This window comes from Streptomyces sp. NPDC046862 (genome assembly GCF_040704615.1).
GTDB lineage: Bacteria > Actinomycetota > Actinomycetes > Streptomycetales > Streptomycetaceae > Streptomyces.
Genome location: NZ_JBEYXP010000034.1, coordinates 40050 through 66785 on the forward strand (window position 1 = coordinate 40050; position 26736 = coordinate 66785).

The window sequence follows — 26736 nt, forward strand, 5'->3', positions numbered from 1 at the left end:
TCCTGGCATCTGATCCCAAGGTGAGAAACGTTCAGTTATGGCGGGGGACATTCTCGGGTTCCCTGGAAGGGGGTAGGCTTCAACTACAAAGCGCGTAAACGGAAGTTCCCCGTCCCCGCATTAAATGCTCTATGCCCCCTCCAGTTCTGTTTATTTGAAGCCTTGCGCCAGTGGCTGGTTAAGTTGGCTGCAAGACAGACGGCGGAACACGGGGGAAGTAATGACCGTCACGTACGAAGCCGGGTCCGGAACCGGAACCGGAATCATCCGCATGGACGCCGGAAGGGCGGACATCGCACAACTCAGGAAACTGGTTCGCTCCGGATCCCGGGTTCACAACGAGCAGTTCGACGACGACACGCACCTGGACCAGATAATTCCCAAGCCCTGGGGTTACGAGTACCGGGCGTACGTCGACGACTTCTTCGACCTCTGGACGCTGCACATCGACGCCCCGCACAGCACGTCGATCCACGTGCACCCCAGGAAGCTGACCTACCTCCTGTGCCTCGGGGGACAGGGCGTCACCACCGGGCTGCAGCGGGAGGACGTCCAGGTCGGCGCGGGATCCGTCGTGCGCATCGCACCCGGCGCCTTCCACGGAACGCGCAACACGGGGGACGACCCGCTGGAGCTCATCGAGGTCGAGGTGCCGAGGAACAAGTTCGACCTCATACGGCTGCAGGACGACTACAACCGCGCCGGCACGACGTACGAGTCGGAATCCGTGGAACAGCCGCAGAACACCATGCGAGCCGTTCCCTCCTTCCCGAACACCCGTATGCGAAGGAACAGCCCGGACCGGCGATTCCGGTTCGAGTTGCGGACCGGCATGGACATTTTCTACCGGCGTCGCGAGGAGGATCTCTTCCACATTCCGCTGTGCGTCTCGGGTGTGGTGGAGTCCGACGTCGAGATCCTGACCGGGCACCCGGCCGACCTCCGGCGCCCGCAGACGGACAAGCAGTACCTGTCCATCAGCCGCAGTCACATGCGCACCCGCACGCGCACCCAGAACCACGGCCGCTGATGCCGCCTCGTCAGCAGGAATTCACGGCGCAGCAAAAAAGCACCGCATCATTCATGGGGGAAACAGGAATGTCTCGCAACGCCGTCATCATCACCGGTCCCGGCTTCCAGGACCACGACGTCGTCTTCACCTACTACCGCCTCCTGGAGGAGGGCTGGAACGTCGACGTCGCGACGAAGCACGCCGACCCCGTCACCGGCAAGTACGGTGTGCCGCTGCCGATGGACAAGACCGCCCGTCCGCTGATCTCCTTCGAGGACCTCGCCGTCGAGGACTACGACGTCGTCGTCCTCACCGGCGGCCACGAGGCCCCCGACCGCGTCCGCCAGGACCGCAACGTGCTGGACTTCGTCGCGGGCATGGACAAGGCGGGCAAGGTCGTCGCGGGTCTGTGCCACGGCCCCTGGATCATGGTCAGCGCCGGTGTCCTCAAGGGCCGCAGGGCGTGCGCGTACATCGGCCTGCGGGACGACGTGATCAACGCGGGCGCCGACGTGGTCGACAGCGACGTCATCGTCGACGGCAACATCATCACCTGCTCGTACTACGGCTACATGGGCGCGTTCATGCGCGCCGTCTTCGAGACGGCCGACAAGCTCGCCGCCGACAGGCTCGACGGCGACAAGCAGGCCTCCTGATGACGCGGACGGGGGACGTGCTGGCGATCGACTTCGACGGAGTCGTCGCCGACGCGCTTCAGGAGTGCGCGCTCGTCACCTGGCTCGGCGCACGGGGACCGGGACCGGACACCTCGGTCCCCGGCGCCGAGCAACTGCGGGGCGTACCGGGCGAGTTCGTCGAGCGGTTCCGCCGCATCCGCGACTACTCGCGTCTGCTCGACCACTTCGTGGTGGCGCACCTGCCCGAGGCCGCGACGGTCGACTCGCAGGCCGGGTTCGACGCCCTGTTCCGGGGCCTGGAGCCGGAGTACGTGAGGGCGTTCGCCGAAGGGGCCACCGCGGCGCGGGAGTGGCTGCGGACGAGCGAGCCGGACTTCTGGCTGGACCTGCACACCCTCTACCCGGGCATGGAGGACCTGCTGCGCCGCTACAGCGGCCGGACGGTCGTCGTCACCGCCAAGGACGAGGGCTCGGTACGGGCGATCCTGGCCCGGCACGGCCTCGAACACACCGTCCGTGAGGTGTTCGGGGAGTGCGGACGCAAGGCCGAGGCGGTCCTCGACGTCAGCGCGCGCTGGGGGGTGCCGGTCGAGAACATCACGTTCATCGACGACAACCTCACCAACGTGCGCGGGGTCGCCGAGACCGGCGCCCGCGCCCGGTGGGCCCTGTGGGGGTACGCGACGCCCGAGCACCGGGCCGAGGCAGAGCGTTTCGCGGTACCCGCGCTGGACCTGACCGACGTGCCTCGGCTCGCACCCGCGGCCGTCCAGGAGCCGATCCCGTGAGCACGGCACCGTCGACCGCCGTGGCTCCGTCCGACCGGGCGGAGCCACGCGCGGGGTTCACCGCTCAGCTCGCCGCCCTCGTGGTGATGGCGTTCGCGATCCCGGCGCAGCTGTACGTCGCGATTCCGCTGGCGGACGGCGTCCGGGACGCGTTCGGGGTGAGCGCGGGAGCGGCCGCCTGGACGGGCAGCGCTTTCTCGCTGGCGTACGCCGCCGGGTTCCTGGTGTTCGGGCCGCTGTCGGACCGGGTGGGGCGACGGCCGGTGCTGGCCTTCGGCACGCTGGCCACGGCGGCCACGACCGGGGCGGTCGCGCTGAGCCCCGACTTCGGGTGGTTCCTGGCCTTCCGCGTGGCGCAGGGCCTCGCCGCCGCGAGTTTCGCGCCCGTGGCCCTGGCGTACGTCGCCGAGCACGCCCCGGCGGCCCGGCGCGCGGTCGCGCTGTCGTTCCTCACCACCGGGCTGCTCGGCGCGGGGGTGGCCGGCCAGGTCTTCGGGCAGGCCGTCACGGACCGTTGGCGCCTGGCGTTCTGGCCGGCGGCCCTGGGCTACGCGGTCGCGGCGGCGGTCTTCTGGCGTCTGTTGTCACCGGCCGGCGGCCGTCCCTCCGCGTCCGCGCGGGGCGTGGTCGTGGCGATGGGCGGCCTCCTGCGGAACCGGGGCGCCGTGGCGGTGTTCACGTCGGCGCTCACGGTGTTCGGCAGCTTCGTCGCGCTGTACGCGGCGCTGAACGCACACCTCAGGTCCACGGCCGGGTACGACGCCGGTGACCTGCTGGTCGTTCAGGCGCTGGGCGCGCTGGGACTGGTGACCGCTCCGGTGGTGAACCGGCTGGCGGGGGCGCGCGGGCCGCGCCCACTGACGGTGGCGGGGTTCCTCGCGGCGTCGGCGGGGCTGCTGCTGGCGCAGGTCACGGCGGTGCCCGCGGTGCTGCTGGCGGGGACCGTGGTGTTCGTGGGCGGGATCAGTCTGGTCGTACCGGGACTGGTGGGGCTGCTGCACCGACTCGCTCCGCACTCCGCGGGCGCGGCGGTCTCGTTCAACACGTTCGTGCTCTTCATCGGGTCGTCCCTGGGGCAGTTGGCCGCCGCGCACACCGCCTACCGGCCGCTGCTGGCCGTTCTGGCGGTCGCGACGTCGGCGGCGGCCTGCGCGGTGGCGATCCGCACCCGCCCGACCCGTACCCTCACACCCGACGCGACGGAAGGGGGACCGACATGAGGAAAGTTCTCTTCGTCCTGACCAGCCACGGCGAACTCGGCGACAGCGGCCGGCCGACCGGATTCCACCTCGGCGAGACGGTCGAACCGTGGCGGATCATCCGCGACGCCGGCCACGCCGTCGAGTTCGTCTCCGTCCGGGGCGGGCGGCCGCCGATGATCGGACACGACACCGACCACCCCGCGCACCACGACTTCCTCGAGGACCCGGCAGGCGGACTGCTCCTGGACTCCGCGCGCACACCGGACGACGTGGACCCGGACGACTACGACGCCGTGTACTTCGTCGGCGGCCACGGCACCATGTGGGACTTCCGCGGACATGCCGCCCTGGAAGCCCTCGCCCGCCGGATCCACGAGGCGGGCGGGGTCGTCTCCGCCATCTGCCACGGCCCGGCCGCACTCGTCGACGTACGCCTTTCTGACGGAACCCATCTGGTGGCGGGCCGGGCGCTGACCTCGTTCGCCGACGCCCACGAGCGGGCGCGCGGCCTGGACCGACTGGTGCCGTTCCCGCTCCAGCGCACGCTGGAGGAACGCGGCGCCGTCCACACCTGCGCACCCGACAGGATGCCGCACGTGGTGGTCAGCGGACGGCTCGTCACCGGGCAGAACCCGGCGTCGGCCCATGAGTTGGGCGAGCGGATCGTCGAACTCCTCGCCACCTGACCGCTCACGCGGCCGTCACACGTCGGTGAAGACACCGACCTCGCGCTCTTCGAGGAGCGGCACCACTTTTCCGAGCACCAGATCACGGAAGTGCGCGGAACTCCGGTGGTGTTCCAGCGCGGATTCGTCCGCGTACTCCTCGAAGAGAGTGAATTCCCTTCCGTTCGTGGTGGACCGGACGGGGCGATAGGTAAGGCAGCCCGGTTCGGCCCGGCTCTTCTCGGCGATCAGGGGAAGAATGTCCGCCACCTCATTCTCGGCTCCCTCCTTCGCGTACCAACGGGCGATCAGAACCAGCGACACGTTTTCCCCTTCCGGTGATGCGGTGATGCGGTGATGCGGTGATCTGTGATCCGGTGGTCGTCAGGCGGCGCGGCGCAGCCAGTTCACGGGAAGCTGCTCCCGGCCGCCGACGATCGCCATGGCCACCTTGGTGAGTTCCAGGGCGGAGGCCGGATTCTGGCCCGTGACCAGATTCCCGTCGCGTACGACGTGCCGCTTGAGGGGATCACCCGCCTCGTACAGCGCGCCCCTGGCGGTCAGGACCTCGTCCAGGAAGAACGGCACCACCTCCCCGAGACCCACCGCGTGCTCCTCCCGTGCCGAGAACGCGGTCACCCGGCGCCCGGCGACCAGCGGCACACCACCGGGCAACTCCACCTCCAGCAGTGCGGCCACACCGTGACAGACCGCGGCGATGACACCGCCACGCAGGTGGAACGCGGACAGGAAGTCGCTCAGCCGCTTGTCGCCGGGCAGATCCAGCACCGCGCCGTGTCCGCCCGCCACGAACACCACCTCGAAGTCGGCCGGATCCTTGTGGTCGGCGGTCGTCGTCCGTTCGAGCCTGGTCCTCACCAGGGGGTCGCCCAGGAACATGCGCTGCGGCGGGTCCGAGCGGTCCACCCCGCCGACCGGAGGCACACCGGGGCTCGTGCTGACGAACTCGAAGTCCCAGTCCATGGCTTTCAGGGCGCGCCAGGGATACGCCGCCTCCGGTAACCAGTAGCCGGCCGGGCGGCCGTTCGGCAGGCGCTCGACGGCGCTCAGCACTATGAGTCCTTTGCGGAGACGTGGGGGCACGGTCGCCTCCCTTTCACCTTCGGGCGGAATGGGGACGGGAGCGGAGACAGGAGCAGAATCAGGAGCAGTGGAGAACCATATCCCCCGCTTGGGCGTCATCACACCAGGTCGGCGCGTTTATCTCCCATAGCAATTCGTATCCGGGGTATGAAGAGCGCTATTTGATGACGCCTCGAAAAGCGTCTAGATTTCCCCTCGGAACACATACGGCATCACCTGCGGCACCCCATACGGCACCCACCTGTCCTGGAGATTCGCATCATGGCAAAGAAGGTCCTGTTCGCCCTCACCAGCCACAGCGAGCTGGGCGGCACCGGCCGCAAAACCGGTTTCTACGTCCCGGAGGTCGCCCACCCGGCGGCCGTGTTCCGCGCGGCGGGCTATGACATCGACTTCGTGTCCGTGAAGGGCGGCGCCGCCCCGCAGGACGGCATCAACCCGGACGACCGGGTCGTCACCGAATTCCTCGCCGACCCCGCCAACAAGGCCGCTCTGGAATCGACCCGCATGCCGGCCGAGGTCGACGCCGACGACTACGACGTCATCTACTACGCCGGCGGCCACGGCACGATGTGGGACTTCCCCGGCGCGTCCGAACTGGCCGGCCTGGCGGCCGCCGTCTACGAGCGCGGCGGAGTCGTCGCGGCCGTCTGCCACGGCCCGGCCGGCCTCGTCGACATCAAGCTGAGCGACGGCTCGTACCTCGTCGACGGCAAGCAGGTCTCCTCCTTCACCAACGAGGAGGAGGCGGCCGTGGGCCTCACCGACGTGGTCCCCTTCCTGCTCGAGAGCAAGCTGGTCGAGCGCGGCGCCAAGCACACCAAGACGGCCGACTTCGCCGAGCACGCCGTGGCCGACCAGCGCCTGGTGACCGGTCAGAACCCGGCGTCCGCCACCCGGGTCGCCGAGCTCGCCCTGGCCGAACTCAAGGCCTCCTGAGGCCGGTTCGCGTCCGGAATCCGCTTTCCCCCGGGGTGTTGGCCCCCCCGGGGGAAAACGCGATGGCAGAGTAGCTTGCGTACATGTCCGGTCGCTCTCGGTGACCGGGCGGTTCGGTACGGGGGAAATGCCATGGCGATTCAACTGGGCTGGCTGCGTACGTTCGTCACCGTCTACCGTCTCGGGTCGTTCACCAAAGCGGCCCATGTCCTGGAGCTCTCCCAGCCGGCCGTCACCCACCAGGTCCGCAACCTGGAGAAGGAGCTGGGGCGGCTGCTCTTCGAACGGCTCCCGCAGGGCGTGGAGCCCACTCCCGCCGCCGAGGCCCTGATCCGCGAGGTACAGGGTCCGATGGACAGCCTCGCCGGCGCCATCCAGCGCTACTGCGGGGACCAGCAGGCCGGCAGGCCCGTCCATGTGGGTGGGCCCGTGGAGCTCATGACCAGCCGCGTGATCCCCGCCGTCAGCGACCTCATCGCCGACGGAATGCAGCTCCGGCTGCACTTCGGCCTCGCGAACGATCTCCTCGGCACCCTGATGGACCGGCAGATCGACCTGGTCCTGTCGACCGTACGGCCGCGCGTGCGGGGTCTCGCCGCCACACCCCTGGTCGACGAGGAGTTCGTGCTCCTCGCCTCCGAGGAACTCGCCCGCCGCATCCCTCTGGACCGGCTCGCGGAGGAGGGCCCGGCGGTCCTGGAGAAGCACCCGCTGATCAGCTACGCCGAGGCCCTGCCCATCATCCGCCGCTACTGGCTCGCCGTGTTCGGCGTCCGGCCCACCGCGAAGCCCGCCCTCGTCGTTCCCGACCTGCGGGGCGCGCTCGCCGCCGTGCGGTCCTCGGCCGGAATCTCCGTCCTGCCGAGGTACCTGTGCGTGGAGGAGCTGACGGCGGGCGAGGTCGTCCCGCTCCTGGAGCCTGAGATCCCGCCCATCAACACCTTCTACCTCGCCGTCCGCCAGGGCGAACTCTCGCGTCCCGACCTCGCCCTGCTGCACGGGCACCTGCTGATGAAGGCGCAACTGTGGACGTGAGTCCGGCGTACTCGTTTCCGGCCGTCCGCGCCCATGACCGCTCGTCGCGCCCCACCGACCGTTCGTCGCGCATGGCATACCGCTCACCGCATACGGTCGACAACTTGACCCGTCCTGCTTTGCAACTCCCCGGCCGGTTCCTATCGTTCGGGATCATGAGCCCTCCTGTAGCACCACCCGGCTGGAGCCGCTGGCTCGTTCCTCCGGCCGCCCTCTCGGTCCACCTCTCCATCGGACAGGCCTACGCCTGGAGCGTGTTCAAGCCGCCGCTGGAGTCCGCGCTGGGCCTCAGCGGAACGCAGAGCGCGCTGCCGTTCCAGCTCGGCATCGTCATGCTAGGCCTGTCCGCCGCGTTCGGCGGCACACTCGTCGAGCGCAACGGGCCGCGCTGGGCGATGACTGTGGCCCTCGTCTGTTTCTCCTCCGGATTCCTGATCTCGGCCCTCGGCGCCGCGGTCGAGCAGTACTGGCTGATCGTGCTCGGCTACGGCTTCATCGGCGGTATCGGACTCGGCATCGGCTACATCTCGCCCGTCTCGACGCTGATCAAATGGTTCCCGGACAGGCCCGGCATGGCCACCGGCATCGCCATCATGGGCTTCGGCGGCGGCGCCCTCATCGCCTCGCCCTGGTCCGCGCAGATGCTGGAGTCCTTCGGCGCCGACTCCTCCGGGATCGCCCTCGCCTTCCTCGTGCACGGGCTGGCGTACGCGGTCTTCATGTCGCTCGGCGTGCTGCTGGTGCGCGTGCCGAGGACCGAGAAACCGGTCGAGTCCGGGCCCGCCGTCTTCGACGGTGTGCAGGTCTCGGCGCGGAGCGCGATCCGCACCCCGCAGTTCTGGTGCCTGTGGCTCGTGCTCTGCATGAACGTCACCGCGGGCATCGGCATCCTGGAGAAGGCCGCCCCGATGATCACGGACTTCTTCGCGGACTCCTCGACGCCGGTGTCCATCACCGCGGCCGCCGGGTTCGTCGCGCTGCTGTCGGCGGCCAACATGGCGGGCCGCATCGGCTGGTCGTCGACGTCCGACCTGATCGGCCGCAAGAACATCTACCGCGTCTACCTGGGGGTCGGCGCGGTGATGTACCTGCTGATCGCCCTGTTCGGAGACTCCTCCAAGCCGCTGTTCATCATCTGCGCGCTGGTGATCCTGTCGTTCTACGGCGGCGGCTTCGCGACCGTACCGGCGTACCTGAAGGACCTGTTCGGTACCTACCAGGTCGGCGCGATCCACGGCCGGCTGCTCACCGCCTGGTCCACGGCCGGAGTCCTCGGACCGCTGATCGTGAACTGGATCGCCGACCGGCAGGAGGAGGCGGGCAAGCACGGCGCCTCGCTCTACGGCCTGTCCTTCTTCATCATGATCGGGCTGCTCGTCGTCGGCTTCGTCGCCAACGAGCTCGTCCGGCCCGTCCACGCCCGCCACCACATCCCCGCACCGAGGGAGGCCACCGCCGATGTCGTCCAGCGACAGCAGCCCGAATCCGCCTGACCGGCGTGTCCTGATCGCCGTCTCCTGGCTGTGGGTCGGGCTGCCGCTCTGTTATGGACTGTATGAACTCGTACAGAAGGCGACACAGTTGTTCACGGGTTGATCGTCACGGGGTGAGCCACCGTCGCCCGCCGGCGGTGCGCTCCGCAGTCACCTGGACGCCTGTTCGGGCGTCCCGGGTGCTGACAGAAGCCCACAACCCTGCAGCCCCTTTCCTGTGCCAGTACGTGCCCTCGTACCCGCGAGTCACTGATCAGACTGGTGGATCCCGCTACCCAAGGCAACGAGGGGGATCCACCCATGAACGGCACTCGCATCGCCGCCGTCGGCCACTACCAGCCCGCCAAGGTGCTCACCAACGAGGACCTGGCGGGCATGGTCGACACCAGTGACGAGTGGATCATGTCCCGGGTGGGTATCCGCACGCGCCACATCGCCGGGCCCGACGAGCCGGTGGACGAGCTGGCCTCGCACGCCGCCGCCAAGGCGCTCGCCGCCGCGGGCCTCGCCCCCGACGCCGTCGACCTCGTCGTGGTCGCGACCTCCACCGCCGTCGACCGTTCCCCGAACACGGCCGCCCGGGTCGCCGCCCGCCTCGGCATCCCCTCCCCGGCGGCCATGGACGTCAACGTCGTGTGCGCCGGCTTCACCCACGCCCTCGCCACCGCCGACCACGCCGTCCGCGCGGGCTCGGCGACCCGTGCCCTGGTCGTCGGTGCCGACAAGATGTCCGACGTGACGGACTGGACCGACCGCACGACCTGCGTACTCGTGGGCGACGGGGCCGGCGCGGCGGTCGTCGAGGGCGCCGACGAGCCCGGCATCGGCCCGGTGTTCTGGGGCTCGGTGCCCGAGATGGGACACGCGGTACGCATCGAGGGGACGCCCCCGCGGTTCGCGCAGGAGGGGCAGAGCGTGTACCGCTGGGCGACCACCCAGTTGCCGGCCATCGCCCGGAAGGCGTGCGAGCGGGCGGGGCTCGCTCCAGCGGAACTCGCCGCGGTCGTCCTGCACCAGGCCAACCTCCGGATCATCGAACCGCTCGCCCAGAAGATCGGCGCGGTGAACGCCGTGGTGGCACGGGACGTGACCGAGTCCGGGAACACCTCGGCGGCGAGCATTCCGCTGGCCCTGTCCAAGCTGGTCGAGCGGGGCGAGATCTCCACCGGGGACCCGGTGCTGCTGTTCGGCTTCGGAGGGAACCTGTCGTACGCGGGGCAGGTCGTCCGCTGCCCGTGAGACGCCCCGGCCACGGGGTGTGACGAGACCGACTCCCCGTGGCCCTGGCATTCGCGCGCCGTAGACTGTAGACGAAAGACAATCCATACTGACCATCCGCTGCCGTGCACGGCCCTGCCCAAGAGGGGGACCGCGATGTTGTCGACAGGACTGCCGCAGGGGGCGGTGCCCCGGCTCGAACGGCCCGGCCCGCTGCGCGACCGTGTCTACGAAGCGCTCCTCGAACTCATCACCACTCGCGCCCTCCAGCCCGGCCAGCACCTGGTCGAGAGCGAACTCGCGGGCCACCTCGGCGTGTCGCGTCAGCCGGTGCGCGAGGCCCTGCAGCGGCTGAACACCGAGGGCTGGGTCGACCTGCGGCCCGCCCAGGGCGCGTTCGTGCACGAGCCGACCGAGGAGGAGGCGGACCAACTCCTCACGGTGCGCACACTGCTGGAGGCCGAGGCGGCCCGGCTCGCCGCCGCCAACGCGGGCACGGCGGGCATCACGGCGCTGGAGGAGCTCTGTGCGGAGGGCGAGCGCGCCGTCGAGGCCGACGACGTGGACGGCGCGGTCGCGATGAACGCCCGCTTCCACGCCAAGGTCATGGAACTCGCGGGCAACGCGGTCCTCGCCGAACTCGCCGGCCAGGTCGACCGCCGCGTCCGCTGGTACTACACGCCGGTCGCCCGCCAGCGCGGACAGCAGTCCTGGATCGAGCACCGCGACCTGATCGCCGCGATCGCGGCCCGCGACGAACAGCGCGCCACAGAGGTCATGCGCACCCACACGGAACACACCCGCAGGACGTATCACGCGCGTGCGCGGTCGTAGGGTTTCGGGTATCGCACGTCGGTGGGCGGCGGCTGTGCGGGGGCGCGAGGTGGGGCGAGCGTTTTGACTTCGGGTGCGCCCCAGGCCTTTGAGGGGCGCGGGGAACTGCGCGACAAGCCACGACGAACCCGCGCTCAGCCACCGGCAGAACCAGGCACACGAGATCCGTCGCCCCCACCCAACACGGCCTGCGTCTGCGTAGTCTGCCCCGCCAACCGCCCGTCGTCACCGTAAAGATCCGTCTGCACCACGACGAACGAGCGCCCCACATGCAGCGGCCGCGTCTCCGCCCGCACCGTCCCACCCCGCACCGCGCGAAAGAAGTTCGTCTTCGACTCGACCGTGGACGTGGCCGCGCCCGCCGGCAGGTTGAGAAACGCACACACCGCACCCGCCGTGTCGGCAAGCGTCATCAGCGCCCCACCATGCAGCACACCACCCACCGTGCACAGCCGCGTGGACCACGGCAGGCTGGCCCGCACACCGTCCGGCCCGGCTTCGGTCAGGGCGACACCGAGGTCGACGGCGAAGGGCACAGCTGCCAAGAGGGCTTCCAGGGAGAGGGCTTCGGGCTGTGTGGCCATGGCGGCGACCTTCCGGGAGGGAAACGCGGACGCCTCCACGATGACTGAGCTTCGCGCCCGGGTCGATTACTTCCGGAGTAGGGGTCAAAAGGTGAAAAAGAGGGCAAGGGTGATCTCTACCGTTGGTCATCCGGCACGGCTTTGTCCTGTGAGTGGAGAAAGTGGAAGGTAATTTGTGCGCAACTTCTTCCCACCCACGGCAGTCACTGCTACGTTCCCCTCGAAAGCAGGCCACACAGCTGTGGCTGGAACCCGACGGACGCAGGCCGACTGAGGCGGGAGGGGCTCGTGAGACGCATGACGGCTCGACCCGCGAACACCCACCAGGCCCGGCTGCTGCGCCTGTTGCGGGACGGCGGCCCCAACTCCCGGGCCCAGCTCGGCGACCAGGTCGACCTCTCGCGGTCGAAGCTGGCCGTCGAGGTGGACCGGCTGCTGGAGACGGGCCTGGTCGTGGCCGACGGACTCGCCGCCTCGCGCGGCGGCCGCCGCTCGCACAACATCCGGCTCGCTCCCGGGCTCCGCTTCCTGGGCGTCGACATCGGCGCGACCTCCATCGACGTCGCCGTCACCAACGCGGAGCTGGAGATCCTCGGCCACATCAACCAGCCCATGGACGTACGGGAAGGTCCCGTCGCCGTCTTCGAACAAGTCCTGTCCATGGCCGCCAAGTTGAAGGCCTCCGGGCTCGCGGAGGGGTTCGACGGCGCCGGCATCGGTGTCCCCGGGCCGGTCCGCTTCCCCGAGGGCGTCCCGGTGGCGCCGCCGATCATGCCGGGCTGGGACGGGTTTCCGGTGCGCGAGGCGCTCAGCCAGGAACTCGGCTGCCCGGTCATGGTCGACAACGACGTGAACCTGATGGCGATGGGGGAGCAGCACGCGGGCGTGGCCCGCTCCGTGGGCGACTTCCTCTGCGTCAAGATCGGCACCGGCATCGGCTGCGGCATCGTCGTCGCCGGTGACGTGTACCGCGGTACGACGGGCAGCGCGGGCGACATCGGGCACATCGTGGCGGTACCCGACGGACGCCCGTGTGCCTGCGGGAACCGAGGCTGCCTGGAGGCCTACTTCAGCGGCGCCGCACTGGCCCGCGACGCCACGGAGGCCGCCCAGCAGGGACTCTCGGCCGAACTCGCGAACCGTCTGGAAACCAACGGCGGCCTCAGCGCCGTCGACGTCGCCGCCGCGGCCGCCGCCGGCGACTCCACAGCCCTCGACCTGATCCGCGAGGGCGGCAACCGCACCGGCCAGGTCATCGCCGGACTCGTCAGCTTCTTCAACCCGGGCCTCGTGGTGATCGGCGGCGGCGTCACCGGTCTCGGCCACACGTTGCTCGCCGCCATCCGCACCCAGGTCTACCGCCAGTCGCTACCGCTCGCGACCGGCAACCTGCCCATCGTCCTAGGGGAGTTGGGCCCGACCGCCGGAGTCATCGGCGCGGCCCGGCTGATCAGCGACCACCTGTTCTCACCCGCGTAGTCCAGCTCCAGCAGTCCCTCGGTACGGCTCACCAGTACCACACCCTCGCTCTGCCCTGCCCTGAACACGCCTGCCCAGCAAGCGAACTCGCCCTGCAACCGGCCCGCACGCCCGCCAAGGGGAACCGTCATGGCACCCGAACCACCGCTGCTCACCATGTCCGGCATCACCAAGTCGTTCCCCGGAGTCCGGGCCCTGGACGGCGTCGACCTCGACGTCCAGGCCGGAGAAGTGCACTGCCTGCTCGGCCAGAACGGCGCTGGGAAGTCCACGCTCATCAAGGTCCTCGCGGGCGCCCACCAGCCCGACGACGGCACGATCACCTGGCGCGGCGAACCCGTCGTCCTCAAGTCGCCGATCGCCGCCATGCGCCTCGGTATCGCCACCATCTACCAGGAACTCGACCTGGTGGAAGGCCTGTCGGTGGCGGAGAACGTCCACCTCGGCCACGAACCCACGGCCGCCGGCTTCGTCGTCCGCGGAAAGGCGGCCAAGCAGTCGACAGCCGCCCTGCTCAGGCGCCTCGGCCATCCCGAGATCGATCCCGCCCGGGCCGTCGGCGACCTGTCCGCCGCCCAGCAGCAGATCGTCTCCATGGCCCGGGCGCTCTCCCACGACGTACGCCTCATCGTCATGGACGAGCCGTCCGCCGCGCTCGACCCGGACGAGGTGGACAACCTGTTCCGGATCGTGGGCGACCTGACCGCCGACGGGGTCGCCGTCGTCTACATCTCGCACCGCCTTGAGGAGATCCGCCGCATCGGCGACCGCGTGACCGTACTGAAGGACGGGCGCGCCGTGGCGGGAGGGCTGCCGGCGAAGTCCACGCCGACGCGCGAGGTCGTGGCCCTGATGACGGGACGGAACGTCGAGTACGTCTTCCCCGACCGGCCCTTCGCGCCGCCCGCCGGAGCCTCGCCGGTCCTTCAGGTGCGGAGACTGGCGCGCGACGGCGAGTTCGAACCCCTGGACCTGGAGGTCCGCCCCGGAGAGATCGTGGGCCTCGCCGGGCTCGTCGGCTCCGGGCGGTCGGAGATCCTGGAGACGATCTACGGCGCCCGCAAACCGACGGCCGGTCAGGTCCTCGTCGACGGACGGCCGTTGCGGCCCGGCAGCGTTCGCGCCGGCGTCCGCGCGGGACTCGGACTCGCACCCGAGGAGCGCAAGGCGCAGGCGCTGCTGATGCTGGAGTCCGTCACCCGAAACGTTTCCGTGTCGTCCATGTCCCGCTTCTCACGCGGGGGATGGATCGACCGGCGCGCCGAGCTCGGGGCGGCGCGGGCCGCTACACGGGAACTGTCGCTGCGGCCCGACAACCCGTCCGTTCCGGTGCGCACGCTCTCCGGCGGCAACCAGCAGAAGGCCGTCCTCGCCCGCTGGCTGCTGCGCGGCTGCCGTGTCCTGCTGCTCGACGAACCCACCCGCGGCGTCGACGTCGGCGCCCGCGCCGAGCTGTACGCGGTCATCCGCCGCCTCGCCGACGAGGGACTGGCCGTGCTGCTGGTCTCCAGCGAGGTCCCCGAAGTGCTCGGCCTCGCCGACCGCGTCCTCGTGCTCCGCGAGGGCCGCGTCGTCCACACCGCGCCCGCCCGCGAACTCGACGAACACCGCGTACTCGACCTCGTCATGGAAGGAAGCCCCGTGGCCAGTGACGGAAGCCCTGTGGCCGGTGGCTCAAGCCCCGCGGCCGGTGAAGGGAGCCCGGCGTCATGACACAGCCCGTGTCCCCGCCCCGGGGCAGCGGCACCGACAAGGTGACACCTGTCAGTGAAGCGCCCGCCTGGCGCACCCTCTTCTTCCGCGCCGACGTCCGCACCCTCTCCCTCCTCGGTGTCCTCGCCGCGCTGATCGTCATCGGCGGCATCACCAGGCCCGACGAGTTCCTCGACACCCGCAACCTCCAACTCGTCCTCACCCAGGCCTCGGTCATCGGCGTCGTCACCGTCGGCATGACCTTCGTCATCACCTCCGGCGGCATCGACCTCTCCGTCGGCGCGATCGTCGCGCTCGCCTCGGTGTGGGCGACGACGGTGGCCACGCAGGAGTACGGCTTCGCCGGCATCCTCTTCACCGCGGTGATCGTCGGCGTCGGGTGCGGCCTGGTGAACGGGCTGCTCATCGCGTACGGCGGGATGGTCCCCTTCATCGCCACGCTCGCCATGCTCGCCTCGGCCCGCGGGCTCGCGCTCCAGATCACCGACGGCAAGACCCAGATCGTCACCGTCGACGGCGTCCTCGACCTCGGTGAGCGCGACGCGTACGTGCTCGGCATCCCGCCGCTCGTCCTCGTCTTCGCCGTCGTGACGGTCATCGGCTGGCTGGTGCTGAACCGTACGACGTTCGGCCGGCGCACGGTCGCCGTCGGCGGCAACGCGGAGGCCGCCCGGCTCGCCGGCATCGACGTCAGGCGCCAGCGGCTCTACCTCTACCTGCTCTCCGGGCTGTGCTGCGGCATCGCCGCGTTCCTGCTGATCGTGCTGTCCGGCTCGGGCCAGAACACCAACGGCAACCTGTACGAGCTCGACGCCATCGCGGCCGCGATCATCGGCGGCACCCTGCTCAGCGGCGGCCGCGGCACCATCACGGGCTCCGTGCTCGGCGTCCTGATCTTCACCACGATCACCAACATCTTCGCGCTGAACAACCTCCAGAGCGACGTCCAGCAGATCGCCAAGGGCGCGATCATCGTCGCCGCGGTCCTGGTCCAGCGACGTACGGCGAACACGACCACCTGAGACGTACGGCAGGTACGACGACCCGACACGGAAAGGCCCCCACGCCATGGCACACCTCACGAGCCGCAGAGGACTGCTCTTCGGGACCGCCGCCGTCTCGGCCGGCGCCCTCCTCGCCGGCTGCACCAGCAACGAGACCGACGACGAGCCCGCGGCCAACGACCAGCCGGCCGCCGACGACAAGCCCGGCAAGGAGGTCACGATCGGCTTCGCCGGGCCGCAGGCCGACCACGGCTGGCTCAACGCCATCAACGACAACGCCAAGAACCGGGCGAAGAAGTACTCGGACGTCACGCTGGAGATCACCGAGGGCTCCAACGACACCGCCCAGCAGATCGGCCAGATCGAGACCCTCATCAACAAGAAGGTCGACGTCCTGGTGGTCCTTCCCGCCGACGGCAAGGCGCTCACCCAGGTCGGCCTGAAGGCGATGCGGGCCGGCATCCCCGTGGTGAACCTGGACCGGATCTTCAACTCCCCGCAGGCGTACCGCTGCTGGATCGGCGGCGACAACTACGGCATGGGCCTCAACGCCGGCCACTACATCGGCGAGAAGCTCAAGGACACGAAGAACGCCCGTGTCATCGAACTCGCCGGCCTCGACAACCTGGAGCTCACCAAGCAGCGCACCAAGGGCTTCGACGACGCGCTGAAGAACTACCCCAACATCCGGAAGGTGGCCCGCCAGGCCGCCGACTTCACCGTCGAGTCGGGCCAGGCCAAGATGGCCCAACTCCTCCAGGCTCAGTCGAAGTTCGACGCGCTGTGGAATCACGACGACGACCAGGGCGTCGGCGCGCTTCGAGCCATCGAGCAGGCCGGGCGCGACGACTTCCTGATGGTCGGCGGAGCGGGTGCCCTGTCCGCGTTCCAGGCCATCAAGAAGGACGACGGCGTCCTCAAGGCGACCGTGCTCTACCCGCCGACCATGGCCGCGTCCGCGATCGACCTCGCGCGCGCCCTCGGCCAGGGCAAGGGCGTGAGCGGTCTCGCCGAGTTCGAGATCCCGTCCTCGCTGACGCTCTACTCGGCGGTCGTCGACAAGGACAACGTCGACCAGTACATGTCCACCGGCTTCAAGTGATGCGCCCTGCTCCGCGGGTCCGACCCGTGTGACCCGTCGTCGGGCCCGCCTCGCGGACGCAGGACCCACCCCCCACCGCGCCATGACGAACTGAGGAGGACCTCCGTATGGGACAGCCGCAGCAGCCCGACGAAGCCGAGGCGGGTGCCGCGACGGCAGCCACGGCCGGGGCGGCGGTCGCGACCGAGGCGGACACGGCCGAGGCGGACACCGGGGCCGGGACCGGAGCCGGGGGCGGCGGGGCCGTCGTCAAGCCCACGCTCGGCATCGGCATGGTCGGCTACGCCTTCATGGGTGCCGCCCACTCCCAGGGCTGGCGCACCGCGGGCCGCGTCTTCGACCTGCCGAGCCGCCCGGTCCTCGCCGCGATCTGCGGCCGGGACCAGGCCGCCGTGCGCGCGGCGGCGGACCGGCACGGCTGGGCTGCGGCCGAGACCGACTGGCGCGCCCTGATCGAACGCGACGACGTCGACGTCGTCGACATCTGCACCCCCGGTGACAGCCACGCCGAGATCGCCCTCGCCGCGCTCGCCGCGGGCAAACACGTACTGTGCGAGAAGCCCCTCGCGAACACCGTCGCGGAGGCCGAGGCGATGGCCGAGGCCGCGGAAACGGCGTACGCGCGCGGCCAGTTGGCGATGGTCGGCTTCAACTACCGCCGGGTCCCCGCCACCGCCCTGGCTCGGCGGATGGTGGCCGAGGGCAGGATCGGCACCCTGCGACACGTACGGGTGACGTACCTTCAGGACTGGCTGGTGGACCCGGACTTCCCGCTGACCTGGCGGCTGCGAAAGGAGTCGGCCGGCTCCGGCTCGCTCGGCGACCTGGGCGCGCACATCGTCGACCTCGCGCAGTACCTGGCGGGGGAGCGGCTCGCAGGGGTCTCCGCGCTCACCGAGACGTTCGTACGGCAGCGGCCGCTGCCCGTCGGCGCCACCAGCGGTCTGTCCACCGTGTCGTCCGCGGGCACGGGGCAGGTCACCGTGGACGACGCGGCCCTGTTCACCGGCCGCTTCACCTCCGGCGCGCTCGCCTCCTTCGAGGCCACCCGGTACGCCACCGGCCGCAAGAACGCCCTGCGCATCGAACTCAACGGCGAGCGCGGCTCGCTGGCCTTCGACCTGGAACGCCTCAACGAACTCGCCTACCACGACGGCACGGAGCCCGGGGCACACGCCGGTTTCCGCCGCATCCTCGTCACCGAACCCGACCACCCCTACCTGGACGCCTGGTGGCCGCCGGGCCACGGCCTCGGCTACGAGCACTCCTTCGTCCACCAGGCCCGCGACCTCGTCGACGCGATCGCCGAGGCCCGCCGGCCCGAACCCTCCTTCGCCGACGGGCTGCAGGTCCAGCGCGTCCTCGCGGCGGTCGAGGAGAGCGCCGCGAAGAACTCCGTCTACACACCCATCGCGCTCTGAGGAGGGCCCAGAGAATGCCGCGCACCTTCACGCTCTTCACCGGCCAGTGGGCCGACCTGCCCCTCGAAGAGGTCTGCCGCCTCGCCCGCGACTTCGGCTACGACGGCCTGGAACTCGCCTGCTGGGGCGACCACTTCGAGGTCGACAAGGCACTGAGCGACTCGACGTACATCGACTCGCGGAGGGCCCTGCTCGACAAGTACGGCCTCAAGTGCTGGGCGATCTCCAACCACCTGGTCGGCCAGGCCGTATGCGACGCCATCATCGACGAACGCCACCAGGCGATCCTGCCCGCCCGCATCTGGGGCGACGGCGAGCCCGAGGGCGTACGGCAGCGGGCAGCGGCCGAGATGGCCGACACCGCGCGGGCTGCGGCGGCCTTCGGCGTCGACACCGTCATCGGCTTCACCGGCTCCGCGATCTGGCACCTGGTCGCCATGTTCCCGCCCGCGCCCGAGTCCATGATCGAGCGCGGGTACGAGGACTTCGCGACCCGCTGGAACCCGATCCTCGACGTCTTCGACGCGCAGGGCGTGCGGTTCGCCCACGAGGTCCACCCCAGTGAGATCGCGTACGACTACTGGACAACACACCGAGCGCTGGAGGCGGTTGACCGTCGTCCCGCCTTCGGCCTGAACTTCGACCCCTCGCACTTCGTGTGGCAGGACCTCGACCCGGTCGGCTTCCTGTGGGACTTCCGCGACCGGATCTACCACGTCGACTGCAAGGAGGCCCGCAAACGGCTCGACGGACGCAACGGCCGCCTCGGCTCCCACCTGCCGTGGGGCGACCCGCGCCGCGGCTGGGACTTCGTGTCGGCGGGCCACGGTGACGTCCCCTGGGAGGACGTCTTCCGGATGCTGCGCTCCATCGACTACCAGGGCCCGATCTCCGTCGAGTGGGAGGACGCCGGCATGGACCGGCTCCAGGGCGCACCCGAAGCCCTGACCCGGCTCAAGGCGTACGACTTCGAGCCGCCGTCGGCCTCGTTCGACGCGGCGTTCGGGGGCAACGACTAGCACGTTCCCAGCAGGTGTTCCGGGGTGACGGCGCATCCCGGAACACCGATGCCCGGAACACCGATCCCTCCGGGGTGACGGCGCACCCCGGCGTACCGCACACACCCGTACACCTCCGTACGACCAGCCCCTTTTTCTGGAGGCATTTCGTGCACCCGTACGACACCATCAGGGACAACACCCGCCGCACCAGACGACCAAGGCTGCGTGGGGCCCGTGGGGCACTCGCGCTGCTCAGCGGCCTGCTGCTCGCCGGCGCCTCGCTCTCCCTCACGGCCCCCACGGCCGGCGCAGCCGTCGCCGAGCGGGGAGCCGCCGCCTCAGGCACCGAGCGGGGAGCCGCCGGTTCTGGCGCGGCGGCCGCGGCCGAGGACTTCCAGCAGGTCACCCTCGCCAAGGGCGAAGCCGAGACCGGCGAGCCCATGTCGCTCGCCGTCCTGCCCGACCGGTCGGTCCTGCACACCTCGCGCGACGGCGAACTCCGCCTCACCGACGCCGCCGGCAACACCAAGCTCGCGGGCAAGCTCGACGTGTACTCCCACGACGAGGAAGGCCTCCAGGGCGTCGGCGTCGACCCCGGCTTCGCCGACAACCGCTTCGTCTACCTCTACTACGCGCCCCCGCTGAACACCCCGGCGGGCGACGCCCCCGAGACCGGCACCGCCGCCGACTTCGCGCCCTTCGACGGCGTCAACCGCCTCTCGCGCTTCGTCCTGAAGACCGACGGCACGCTCGACACCGCGAGCGAGAAGAAGGTCATCGACATCCCGGCGTCCCGCGGCCTGTGCTGCCACGTCGGCGGTGACATCGACTTCGACAAGGACGGCAACCTCTACCTGTCGACCGGCGACGACACCAACCCGTTCCAGTCGGACGGCTTCACCCCCATCGACGAGCGCGCCAACCGCAACCCGGCCTTCGACGCCCAGCGCTCCTCGGGCAACACCAACGACCTGCGCGGCAAGATCCTGCGCATCAAGGTGAACGCCGACGGCTCGTACTCGATACCCGACGGCAACCTCTTCGCGCCCGGCACGGACAAGACGCGCCCCGAGATCTACGCGATGGGCTTCCGCAACCCGTTCCGGTTCAGCGTCGACAAGGAGACGGGCATCCTCTACGTCGGCGACTACGGCCCCGACGCGGGCGCCGCCGACCCGAACCGCGGTCCCGCCGGACAGGTCGAGTTCGCGCGCGTCACCATGCCGGGCAACTTCGGCTGGCCGTACTGCACCGGCGACAACGACGCCTACATCGACTACGACTTCGCGACCGGCGCCTCGGGCTCGGCCTTCGACTGCGCGGCCCCGAAGAACACCTCGCCGAACAACACGGGGCTGACCGACCTTCCCCCGGCCCAGCCCGCCTGGATCCCGTACAACGGCGCTTCCGTACCGGAGTTCGGCGACGGCTCCGAGTCCCCGATGGGCGGCCCCGTCTACCACTACGACGCCTCCCTCGACTCCCCGGTGAAGTTCCCCGAGGCGTACGACGGGGACTTCTTCGCGGGTGAGTTCGGCCGGCGCTGGATCAAGCGGATCACGTCCGACGCGGACGGAACCGTGCAGTCCATCAACTCCGTTCCCTGGACCGGCACCCAGATCATGGACATGGCCTTCGGCCCGGACGGCGCCCTGTACGTCCTCGACTACGGCGTCTCCTGGTTCGGTGGCGACGAGAACTCCGCCCTGTACCGCATCGAGAACGCCACCGACGGCCATTCGCCCGTCGCCCAGGCGGCCGCCGACCGTACCTCGGGCCAGGCGGCACTGACGGTCCGCTTCTCCTCGGCGGGGACGTCGGACGCGGACGGCGACGCGCTCACCTATAGCTGGGACTTCGGTGACGGCTCCACCTCGACCGCGGCCAACCCCTCGCACACGTACAAGAAGAACGGCACCTACACGGCCACCGTCACCGCCAAGGACGCCACCGGCCGCACCGGCAGCGCGAGCGTGCAGATCGTGGTCGGCAACACCGCGCCCAAGGTGACGCTGGAACTCCCCAAGGACGGACAGCTGTTCAGCTTCGGTGACGCCGTGCCCTTCAAGGTGAGGGTGACCGACCCCGAGGACGGCAGCTCGATCGACTGCGCGAAGGTGAAGGTCAGCTTCGTCCTCGGCCACGACAGCCACGGCCACCCGCTGACCACGGCCAACGGCTGCTCCGGCACCATCCAGACCAGCGCCGACGGCGGCCACGACGAGGACGCCAACATCTTCGGGGTCTTCGACGCCGAGTACACCGACCTGGGCGGCGGCGGGCAGGCCCCGCTGACCACCCACGACCAGAACGTCGTCCAGCCCAAGCACCGTCAGGCCGAGCACTACGGCGACTCCTCGGGCGTGACCGTCCAGACGAAGGCGAGCGCGCACGGCGGCAAGACGGTCGGCGACATCTCGAACGGCGACTGGATCTCCTTCAAGCCGTATGTGCTGTCCAACGCCACGAAGATCACGGTCCGGATCTCCTCCGGGGGCGCGGGCGGCAAGCTGGAGGTCCGGGCGGGTTCCCCGACCGGCCGGGTGCTCGGCACCGCGACCGTGCCGGTGACCGGCGGCTGGGAGAACTTCCAGGACGTCAGCGCGAACCTGTCGAAGGCGCCCCGTGACACCACCACGCTCTACCTGGTCTTCAAGGGGAGCGGCAGCGGTGGCCTGTTCGATGTGGACGACTTCACCTTCACAACGTCTTCGACGGGCTGAGGAGGCCTCCATGCGCGCAACTGTGCGAGCAACTGGACGACAGAGATGGGGAACGGTGGTCCTCGGCGCCGCGCTGCTGATCGGGTGCGTGTCCGGACCGGCGGCCTCACAAGGGTCCGCCACGGGCGGCGATGCCCGTGCCGCGTCCCGGTTGCTGGTGTTCTCCAAGACGGCCGGCTTCCGGCACGATTCGATCCCCGAGGGCGTCGCCGCGCTGAAGGAGCTCGGCGCCACCCACGGCTTCGCGGTCGACGCCACCGAGGACGCGAGCGCCTTCACCGCGCGCAACCTCGCCCGGTACGACGCCGTGGTGTTCCTGTCGACCACGGGTGACGTCCTGAACGAGGCCCAGCAGGGCGCGTTCGAACGGTACATCCGGCGCGGCGGCGGTTACGTGGGCGTCCACGCGGCCGCCGACACCGAGTACGACTGGGCCTTCTATGGCGGGCTCGCCGGGGCGTACTTCCAGTCACACCCGGCGATCCAGCCCGCCACGGTCGAGGTGGAGGACCGGGCCCACCCGGCCACCTCGGGGCTGAGCGAGTCCTGGAACCGCACGGACGAGTGGTACAACTACCGCTCCAACCCGCGCGAGAGGGCCCACGTCCTCGCCTCGCTCGACGAGTCCTCGTACACCGGCGGCACCATGAACGGCGACCATCCGATCGCCTGGTGCCAGGAGTACCAGGGCGGACGCGCCTTCTACACCGGAGTCGGCCACACCAAGGAGTCGTACGCCGAACCCGCCTTCCGGCAGCACCTGCTGGGCGGGATCCGGTGGGCGACCGGCGAGGCACAGGCCGACTGCCGCCCGGAGAACGGCTACCGGTCGCTGTTCGACGGCACGGCCGAGTCACTGTCCGCGTGGCGACAGGCGGGCCCGGGCTCGTTCGACCTGAGCGACGACGGCACGCTGACGTCGTCCGGCGGCATGGGCATGCTCTGGTACGCCGCGTCCGGCTTCCGCTCGTACTCGCTGAAGCTCGACTGGAAGATGGCCGGCGACGACAACTCCGGCGTGTTCGTGGGCTTCCCGCCCTCGGACGACCCGTGGTCGGCCGTGAACAACGGCTACGAGATCCAGATCGACGCGACCGACGCCGCCGACCGCACCACTGGCGCGGTGTACGGCTTCAAGTCCGCCGATCTCAAAAAGCGCGACCGTGCGCTGAACCCCCCGGGGGAGTGGAACACCTACGAGATTCGCGTCGAGGGCGAACGCCTCCGCGTCTATCTCAACGGAGTGAAGATCAACGACTTCACCAACACCGACCCGGCCCGGAGCCTCACCGACGGACACATCGGCATCCAGAACCACGGAGCCGACGACGAGGTGTCCTTCCGTGACATCCGGATCAAGGAACTGCCCACGAAGTCCACGAAGTCCACCGGACTTACGGCTTCGCCGGGCGACTGAGCGACGGCGGGCGGGGGACGCCGGACCCCCGCCCGCCGTCTTACCTCTCACGAGTTTTCGCCGTGCTGCGCGTTCGACAAGGAGGCTGCCCATGACCGAGTTCCGTTCCGATCCCCGGGTGGGGGTCTGGCTGATCGGAGGGCGTGGTTCCGTCGCCACCACCGTCGTCGCGGGGTGCGCGGCCGTCACAGCGGGCCTGAACGCCCCGACGGGCATGGTCTCCGAGACCCCGCTCTTCGCCGACACCGGTCTGCCCGCGCTGTCGTCCCTGGTCTTCGGCGGTCACGACACGGTGGACTGCCCGCTGCCCAAACGCGCGGAGGCCCTGGCCGCGGGAGGCGTCCTGCCGCACGGCCTGCCCTCGGCGATCTCCTCCGATCTGACCGCGGCCGACCGCGAGATGCGCCCGGGCGGCCCGTCGGCGGGTGACACCCGCGAGCAGAACGACCTGATCGAGACCTTCGCGCGGGACATGGCGGACTTCATACGGCGACACGATCTCGCCCGCGCCGTGGTCGTGAACGTGGCCTCCACGGAACCGGCCACCACCGGCCCCGCCCTCCCTCCGAGCTCGCTGTACGCGGCGGCCGCCCTCCGCGCGGGCTGCCCGTACGTCAACTTCACGCCGTCTACCGGCCTGCACCACCCCTCGCTCGCCTCCCTCGCCTCTGACTCCGGCCTGCCGTACGCGGGCCGGGACGGCAAGACCGGCCAGACGCTGCTGCGCTCGGTACTGGGCCCGATGTTCGCCCAGCGGGCCCTGACCGTCCGCGCCTGGTCCGGTACGAACCTCCTCGGCGGCGGAGACGGCGCCGCACTCGCCGACCCGGCCGCCGCCGCGGCCAAGAACGCCGGCAAGGAACGCGTCCTCACCGACACCCTCGGCGCCACCCCCGAGGGCGAGACGCACATCGACGACGTCCCCGCCCTCGGCGACTGGAAGACCGCCTGGGACCACATCACCTTCGACGGCTTCCTCGGCACCCGCATGACGCTGCAGACCACCTGGCAGGGCTGCGACTCGTCGCTGGCCGCGCCTCTCGTCCTCGACCTGGCCCGCCTCACGTCCCGCGCCCACGAAGCGGGCCTGACGGGCCCTCTCACCGACCTCGGCTTCTACTTCAAGGACCCCGTCGGTGACGCCCCGTCGGCCCTGGGGGAGCAGTACGCGGCCCTGACGCGGTTCGCGGAGCGGTTGCGGCAGCTCCCGGGGGAGGGGGACGCGCGATGACGAGGAGCAGGACGACGACGGAGAGCAAGGTCAGGGACCAGGTCAACGCCAAGGCCAGGCCCAAGATCAGGGACAAGGTCAACGCCAGGGTCAACGCCAAGGTCAAGGCCACGGCACGGGCTCGGGCCCAGGCCCGGGCACAGGCCTGGGCCGAACTCCTGCGCCTTCCCGCCCTGTTCACCGTCCCCGGCGATGCCCTCGCGGGCGCGGCGGCCGCCGGGGCCACCCGCCCGAACTCACGCACCCTGCTCGCCATCGGCTCCTCCCTCTGCCTGTACGAGGCGGGCATGGCCCTGAACGACTGGGCCGACCACGCCGAGGACGCCGTCGAACGCCCGCACCGCCCCCTGCCCTCCGGCCGCGTCCGCCCCGCTTCGGCGCTCGCCGCGGCGAGCGCCCTCACGGCCGCCGGCCTTGCCCTGGCCGCCCGCGCGGGCCGCCCCGCCCTCACCATCGCCGTCCCGCTGGCAGTCACCGTGTGGTCCTACGACCTCACCCTGAAACGCACCCCCGCCGGCCCTCTGACCATGGCCGCCGCCCGCACGTTCGACCTCCTCCTGGGCGCGGCCGCCACCACCGGTACTACTCGCGCCGCCCTCCCTTCCGCTCTGGCCCTAGGCGCCCACACGTTCGCGGTGACCACGGTGTCCCGCCGCGAGACGCAGGGCGGCTCCGCCTTGGCTCCACTGGCAGGCCTGGCAACGACGGGAGCGCTGGCCTGGAAACTGAGCCGAGGCCCAGCGCCAGGGCGCCACACGGCGGGCTCCGATCCTTCGGCCACCCTGGCCGCCCCGACCGATCCATCCGGCCAGGGAGCGGCCCTGCCCACGGCCCTCGCCGCCGCCTACGCGGCGACCATCGCCCGCCCCCTCTTCCACGCCACGCTGAACCCGTCACCCCCGCTCACCCAGCGCGCCGTCGGCTCCGGCATCCGTGCCCTCATCCCTCTCCAGGCGACCCTCACGGCCCGCGCGGGCGCCCCGGGCCTGGCCCTGCTCACCGCAGCCCTCGCCCCCGCCGCACGCCGCTTCGCGAGGAAGGTGAGCGTCACATGAGCACACCCGCCGGGCACACGACCGCATCAACCCGGCAGCACCCTCAGCTGTCACCTCACCCCCTTCAACCCCCGCGCTTCGGCTACGGCACCAACGGCCTCGCCGACCTCCGCCTCGACGACGCCCTGGCCCTGCTCTCAGACCTCGGCTACGAGGGCGTCGGCCTGACGCTCGACCACATGCACCTCGACCCGCTCGCCCCCGACCTCGCCGCCCGCACGGCGCGTCTCGCCCGCAGGCTGGCGGCGCTCGGGCTGAGCGTCACCGTGGAGACCGGTGCCCGCTACGTCCTCGACCCGCGTCGCAAACACGGCCCCTCCCTCCTGGACGCGGACCCCGACGACCGCGCCCGGCGCGTCGACCTGCTTCTCCGCGCGGTGCGGGTCGCCGCCGACCTCGGCGCCCACGCCGTGCACTGCTTCAGCGGCGTCACCCCGGCCGGCACGGACACGGACACGGCCTGGAAACGTCTGTCAGAAGCGCTCACCCCCGTCCTCGTCGCCGCCGCCGACGCCGGCGTCCCCCTCGCCGTCGAACCCGAACCCGGCCACCTCCTCGCCACCCTCGCCGACTTCCACCACCTGCGCGAAGCACTCGGCAACCCCGACGCGCTGGGGCTCACGCTCGACATCGGCCACTGTCAGTGCCTGGAGCCCCTGCCGCCGGCCGACTGCGTCCGGGCCGCCGCCCCTTGGCTGCGTCACGTCCAGATCGAGGACATGCGCCGCGGTGTCCACGAACACCTCCCTCTCGGCGACGGCGAGATCGATTTCCCTCCCGTACTCGAAGCCCTCACCGCCACCGGCTACCAGGGCCTGACCGTCGTCGAACTGCCCCGCCACTCCCACGCGGGCCCGCACTTCGCCCAGCAGTCCCTCTCCTTCCTCCGTCAGGCGGCCACGGCCACCGCATCCCCGGCCGATCAGGCCCCTGCCGAACGAGACCAGCCGGACACCGTTTCACCGCACACCGCGGCCATCAGGCCCGTCCCACACACCGCCCCGCTCCCCGTCCCACCGCCGGGCGAGTCCACCGCGGCGTCCGAAGGGAGAACCCCGTGAACCCCCTCCACTCCATC

The 26736-nt window shown here is 70.6% G+C and carries 24 protein-coding genes; 21 read left to right on the plus strand and 3 right to left on the minus strand.

The genetic code is table 11. The annotated features are described in order from the left end of the window. Window positions 1-220: 220 nt before the first annotated feature. The 5 genes from AB0959_RS32130 (at window position 221) to AB0959_RS32150 (ending at window position 4326) form a co-directional block, all read left to right on the plus strand. Window positions 221-1030 carry a cupin domain-containing protein gene (locus AB0959_RS32130; RefSeq protein ID WP_366830198.1) on the plus strand — a complete coding sequence of 270 codons (810 nt, stop codon included), beginning with the start codon at window positions 221-223 and terminating at the stop codon, window positions 1028-1030. A 68-nt stretch (window positions 1031-1098) separates the two neighbouring features. Next, window positions 1099-1668 carry a DJ-1/PfpI family protein gene (locus AB0959_RS32135; protein WP_366830199.1) on the plus strand — a complete coding sequence of 190 codons (570 nt, stop codon included), beginning with the start codon at window positions 1099-1101 and terminating at the stop codon, window positions 1666-1668. Next, window positions 1668-2438: an HAD family hydrolase gene (locus AB0959_RS32140; RefSeq protein WP_366830200.1), complete on the plus strand. Its 771-nt coding sequence runs from the start codon at window positions 1668-1670 to the stop codon at window positions 2436-2438. The genes AB0959_RS32135 and AB0959_RS32140 overlap by 1 nt, the downstream gene beginning before the upstream one ends. Then, window positions 2435-3658, plus strand: coding sequence for an MFS transporter (locus AB0959_RS32145; protein ID WP_366830201.1), 1224 nt, complete (start codon window positions 2435-2437; stop codon window positions 3656-3658). The genes AB0959_RS32140 and AB0959_RS32145 overlap by 4 nt, the downstream gene beginning before the upstream one ends. After that, window positions 3655-4326 carry a type 1 glutamine amidotransferase domain-containing protein gene (locus tag AB0959_RS32150; RefSeq protein ID WP_366830202.1) on the plus strand — a complete coding sequence of 224 codons (672 nt, stop codon included), beginning with the start codon at window positions 3655-3657 and terminating at the stop codon, window positions 4324-4326. The genes AB0959_RS32145 and AB0959_RS32150 overlap by 4 nt, the downstream gene beginning before the upstream one ends. Window positions 4327-4341: 15 nt before the next feature. Here AB0959_RS32150 and AB0959_RS32155 read toward each other — a convergent pair whose 3' ends face one another. Next, window positions 4342-4629, minus strand: a complete 288-nt coding sequence (locus AB0959_RS32155) for a putative quinol monooxygenase (RefSeq protein WP_366830203.1) — start codon at window positions 4627-4629, stop codon at window positions 4342-4344. A gap of 60 nt (window positions 4630-4689) precedes the next feature. Continuing rightward, window positions 4690-5409, minus strand: a complete 720-nt coding sequence (locus AB0959_RS32160; protein WP_366830204.1) for a type 1 glutamine amidotransferase domain-containing protein — start codon at window positions 5407-5409, stop codon at window positions 4690-4692. 261 nt (window positions 5410-5670) lie between these two features. Here AB0959_RS32160 and AB0959_RS32165 point away from each other — a divergent pair, with 261 nt between their 5' ends. The 5 genes from AB0959_RS32165 to AB0959_RS32185 all read left to right on the plus strand — a co-directional run bounded on the left by AB0959_RS32165 (window position 5671) and on the right by AB0959_RS32185 (window position 10928). Beyond that, window positions 5671-6348, plus strand: coding sequence for a type 1 glutamine amidotransferase domain-containing protein (locus AB0959_RS32165; RefSeq protein ID WP_366830205.1), 678 nt, complete (start codon window positions 5671-5673; stop codon window positions 6346-6348). Window positions 6349-6480: 132 nt separating this feature from the next. Further along, window positions 6481-7383, plus strand: a complete 903-nt coding sequence (locus AB0959_RS32170) for a LysR family transcriptional regulator (RefSeq protein WP_366830206.1) — start codon at window positions 6481-6483, stop codon at window positions 7381-7383. A 155-nt stretch (window positions 7384-7538) separates the two neighbouring features. Beyond that, a complete protein-coding gene (locus AB0959_RS32175) occupies window positions 7539-8876 on the plus strand; it encodes an OFA family MFS transporter (RefSeq protein WP_366830207.1) in 1338 nt (445 codons plus the stop codon). A gap of 300 nt (window positions 8877-9176) precedes the next feature. Then, window positions 9177-10115: a beta-ketoacyl-ACP synthase III gene (locus AB0959_RS32180; protein WP_366830208.1), complete on the plus strand. Its 939-nt coding sequence runs from the start codon at window positions 9177-9179 to the stop codon at window positions 10113-10115. A 135-nt stretch (window positions 10116-10250) separates the two neighbouring features. Then, window positions 10251-10928: a GntR family transcriptional regulator gene (locus tag AB0959_RS32185; protein WP_366830209.1), complete on the plus strand. Its 678-nt coding sequence runs from the start codon at window positions 10251-10253 to the stop codon at window positions 10926-10928. A gap of 134 nt (window positions 10929-11062) precedes the next feature. Here AB0959_RS32185 and AB0959_RS32190 read toward each other — a convergent pair whose 3' ends face one another. Beyond that, window positions 11063-11512, minus strand: coding sequence for a PaaI family thioesterase (locus tag AB0959_RS32190; protein ID WP_366830210.1), 450 nt, complete (start codon window positions 11510-11512; stop codon window positions 11063-11065). Between the two features lie 297 nt (window positions 11513-11809). Between AB0959_RS32190 and AB0959_RS32195 the strand changes: the two genes are divergently transcribed. From AB0959_RS32195 to AB0959_RS32245, 11 genes are all read left to right on the plus strand, one after another. Further along, a complete protein-coding gene (locus tag AB0959_RS32195) occupies window positions 11810-12991 on the plus strand; it encodes an ROK family transcriptional regulator (RefSeq protein WP_366830211.1) in 1182 nt (393 codons plus the stop codon). Window positions 12992-13120: 129 nt separating this feature from the next. After that, entirely contained in the window at window positions 13121-14704 is a 1584-nt protein-coding gene (locus AB0959_RS32200) for a sugar ABC transporter ATP-binding protein (protein ID WP_366830212.1), read from the plus strand. Beyond that, entirely contained in the window at window positions 14701-15726 is a 1026-nt protein-coding gene (locus AB0959_RS32205) for an ABC transporter permease (RefSeq protein WP_366830213.1), read from the plus strand. The genes AB0959_RS32200 and AB0959_RS32205 overlap by 4 nt, the downstream gene beginning before the upstream one ends. Window positions 15727-15772: 46 nt before the next feature. After that, window positions 15773-16810 (plus strand): substrate-binding domain-containing protein, encoded by a 1038-nt coding sequence (locus AB0959_RS32210; protein ID WP_366830214.1) that lies wholly within the window; start codon window positions 15773-15775, stop codon window positions 16808-16810. 107 nt (window positions 16811-16917) lie between these two features. Further along, window positions 16918-18231: a Gfo/Idh/MocA family oxidoreductase gene (locus tag AB0959_RS32215; RefSeq protein WP_366830215.1), complete on the plus strand. Its 1314-nt coding sequence runs from the start codon at window positions 16918-16920 to the stop codon at window positions 18229-18231. A 14-nt stretch (window positions 18232-18245) separates the two neighbouring features. Then, the gene (locus tag AB0959_RS32220; RefSeq protein ID WP_366830216.1) at window positions 18246-19250 is read left to right on the plus strand and encodes a sugar phosphate isomerase/epimerase family protein; all 1005 of its coding nucleotides are present in this window, start codon (window positions 18246-18248) and stop codon (window positions 19248-19250) included. Between the two features lie 167 nt (window positions 19251-19417). Beyond that, on the plus strand, window positions 19418-21955 hold the full coding sequence (locus AB0959_RS32225; protein ID WP_366830265.1) for a PQQ-dependent sugar dehydrogenase: 2538 nt from the start codon (window positions 19418-19420) through the stop codon (window positions 21953-21955). Window positions 21956-21965: 10 nt separating this feature from the next. Further along, on the plus strand, window positions 21966-23372 hold the full coding sequence (locus AB0959_RS32230) for a ThuA domain-containing protein (RefSeq protein WP_366830217.1): 1407 nt from the start codon (window positions 21966-21968) through the stop codon (window positions 23370-23372). Between the two features lie 91 nt (window positions 23373-23463). After that, entirely contained in the window at window positions 23464-24603 is a 1140-nt protein-coding gene (locus AB0959_RS32235; protein WP_366830218.1) for an inositol-3-phosphate synthase, read from the plus strand. Then, window positions 24600-25658 carry an SCO3242 family prenyltransferase gene (locus tag AB0959_RS32240; RefSeq protein ID WP_366830219.1) on the plus strand — a complete coding sequence of 353 codons (1059 nt, stop codon included), beginning with the start codon at window positions 24600-24602 and terminating at the stop codon, window positions 25656-25658. The genes AB0959_RS32235 and AB0959_RS32240 overlap by 4 nt, the downstream gene beginning before the upstream one ends. Next, window positions 25655-26719 carry a sugar phosphate isomerase/epimerase family protein gene (locus AB0959_RS32245; RefSeq protein ID WP_366830220.1) on the plus strand — a complete coding sequence of 355 codons (1065 nt, stop codon included), beginning with the start codon at window positions 25655-25657 and terminating at the stop codon, window positions 26717-26719. Before AB0959_RS32240 ends, AB0959_RS32245 begins: the two co-directional genes overlap by 4 nt. Window positions 26720-26736 lie beyond the last annotated feature (17 nt).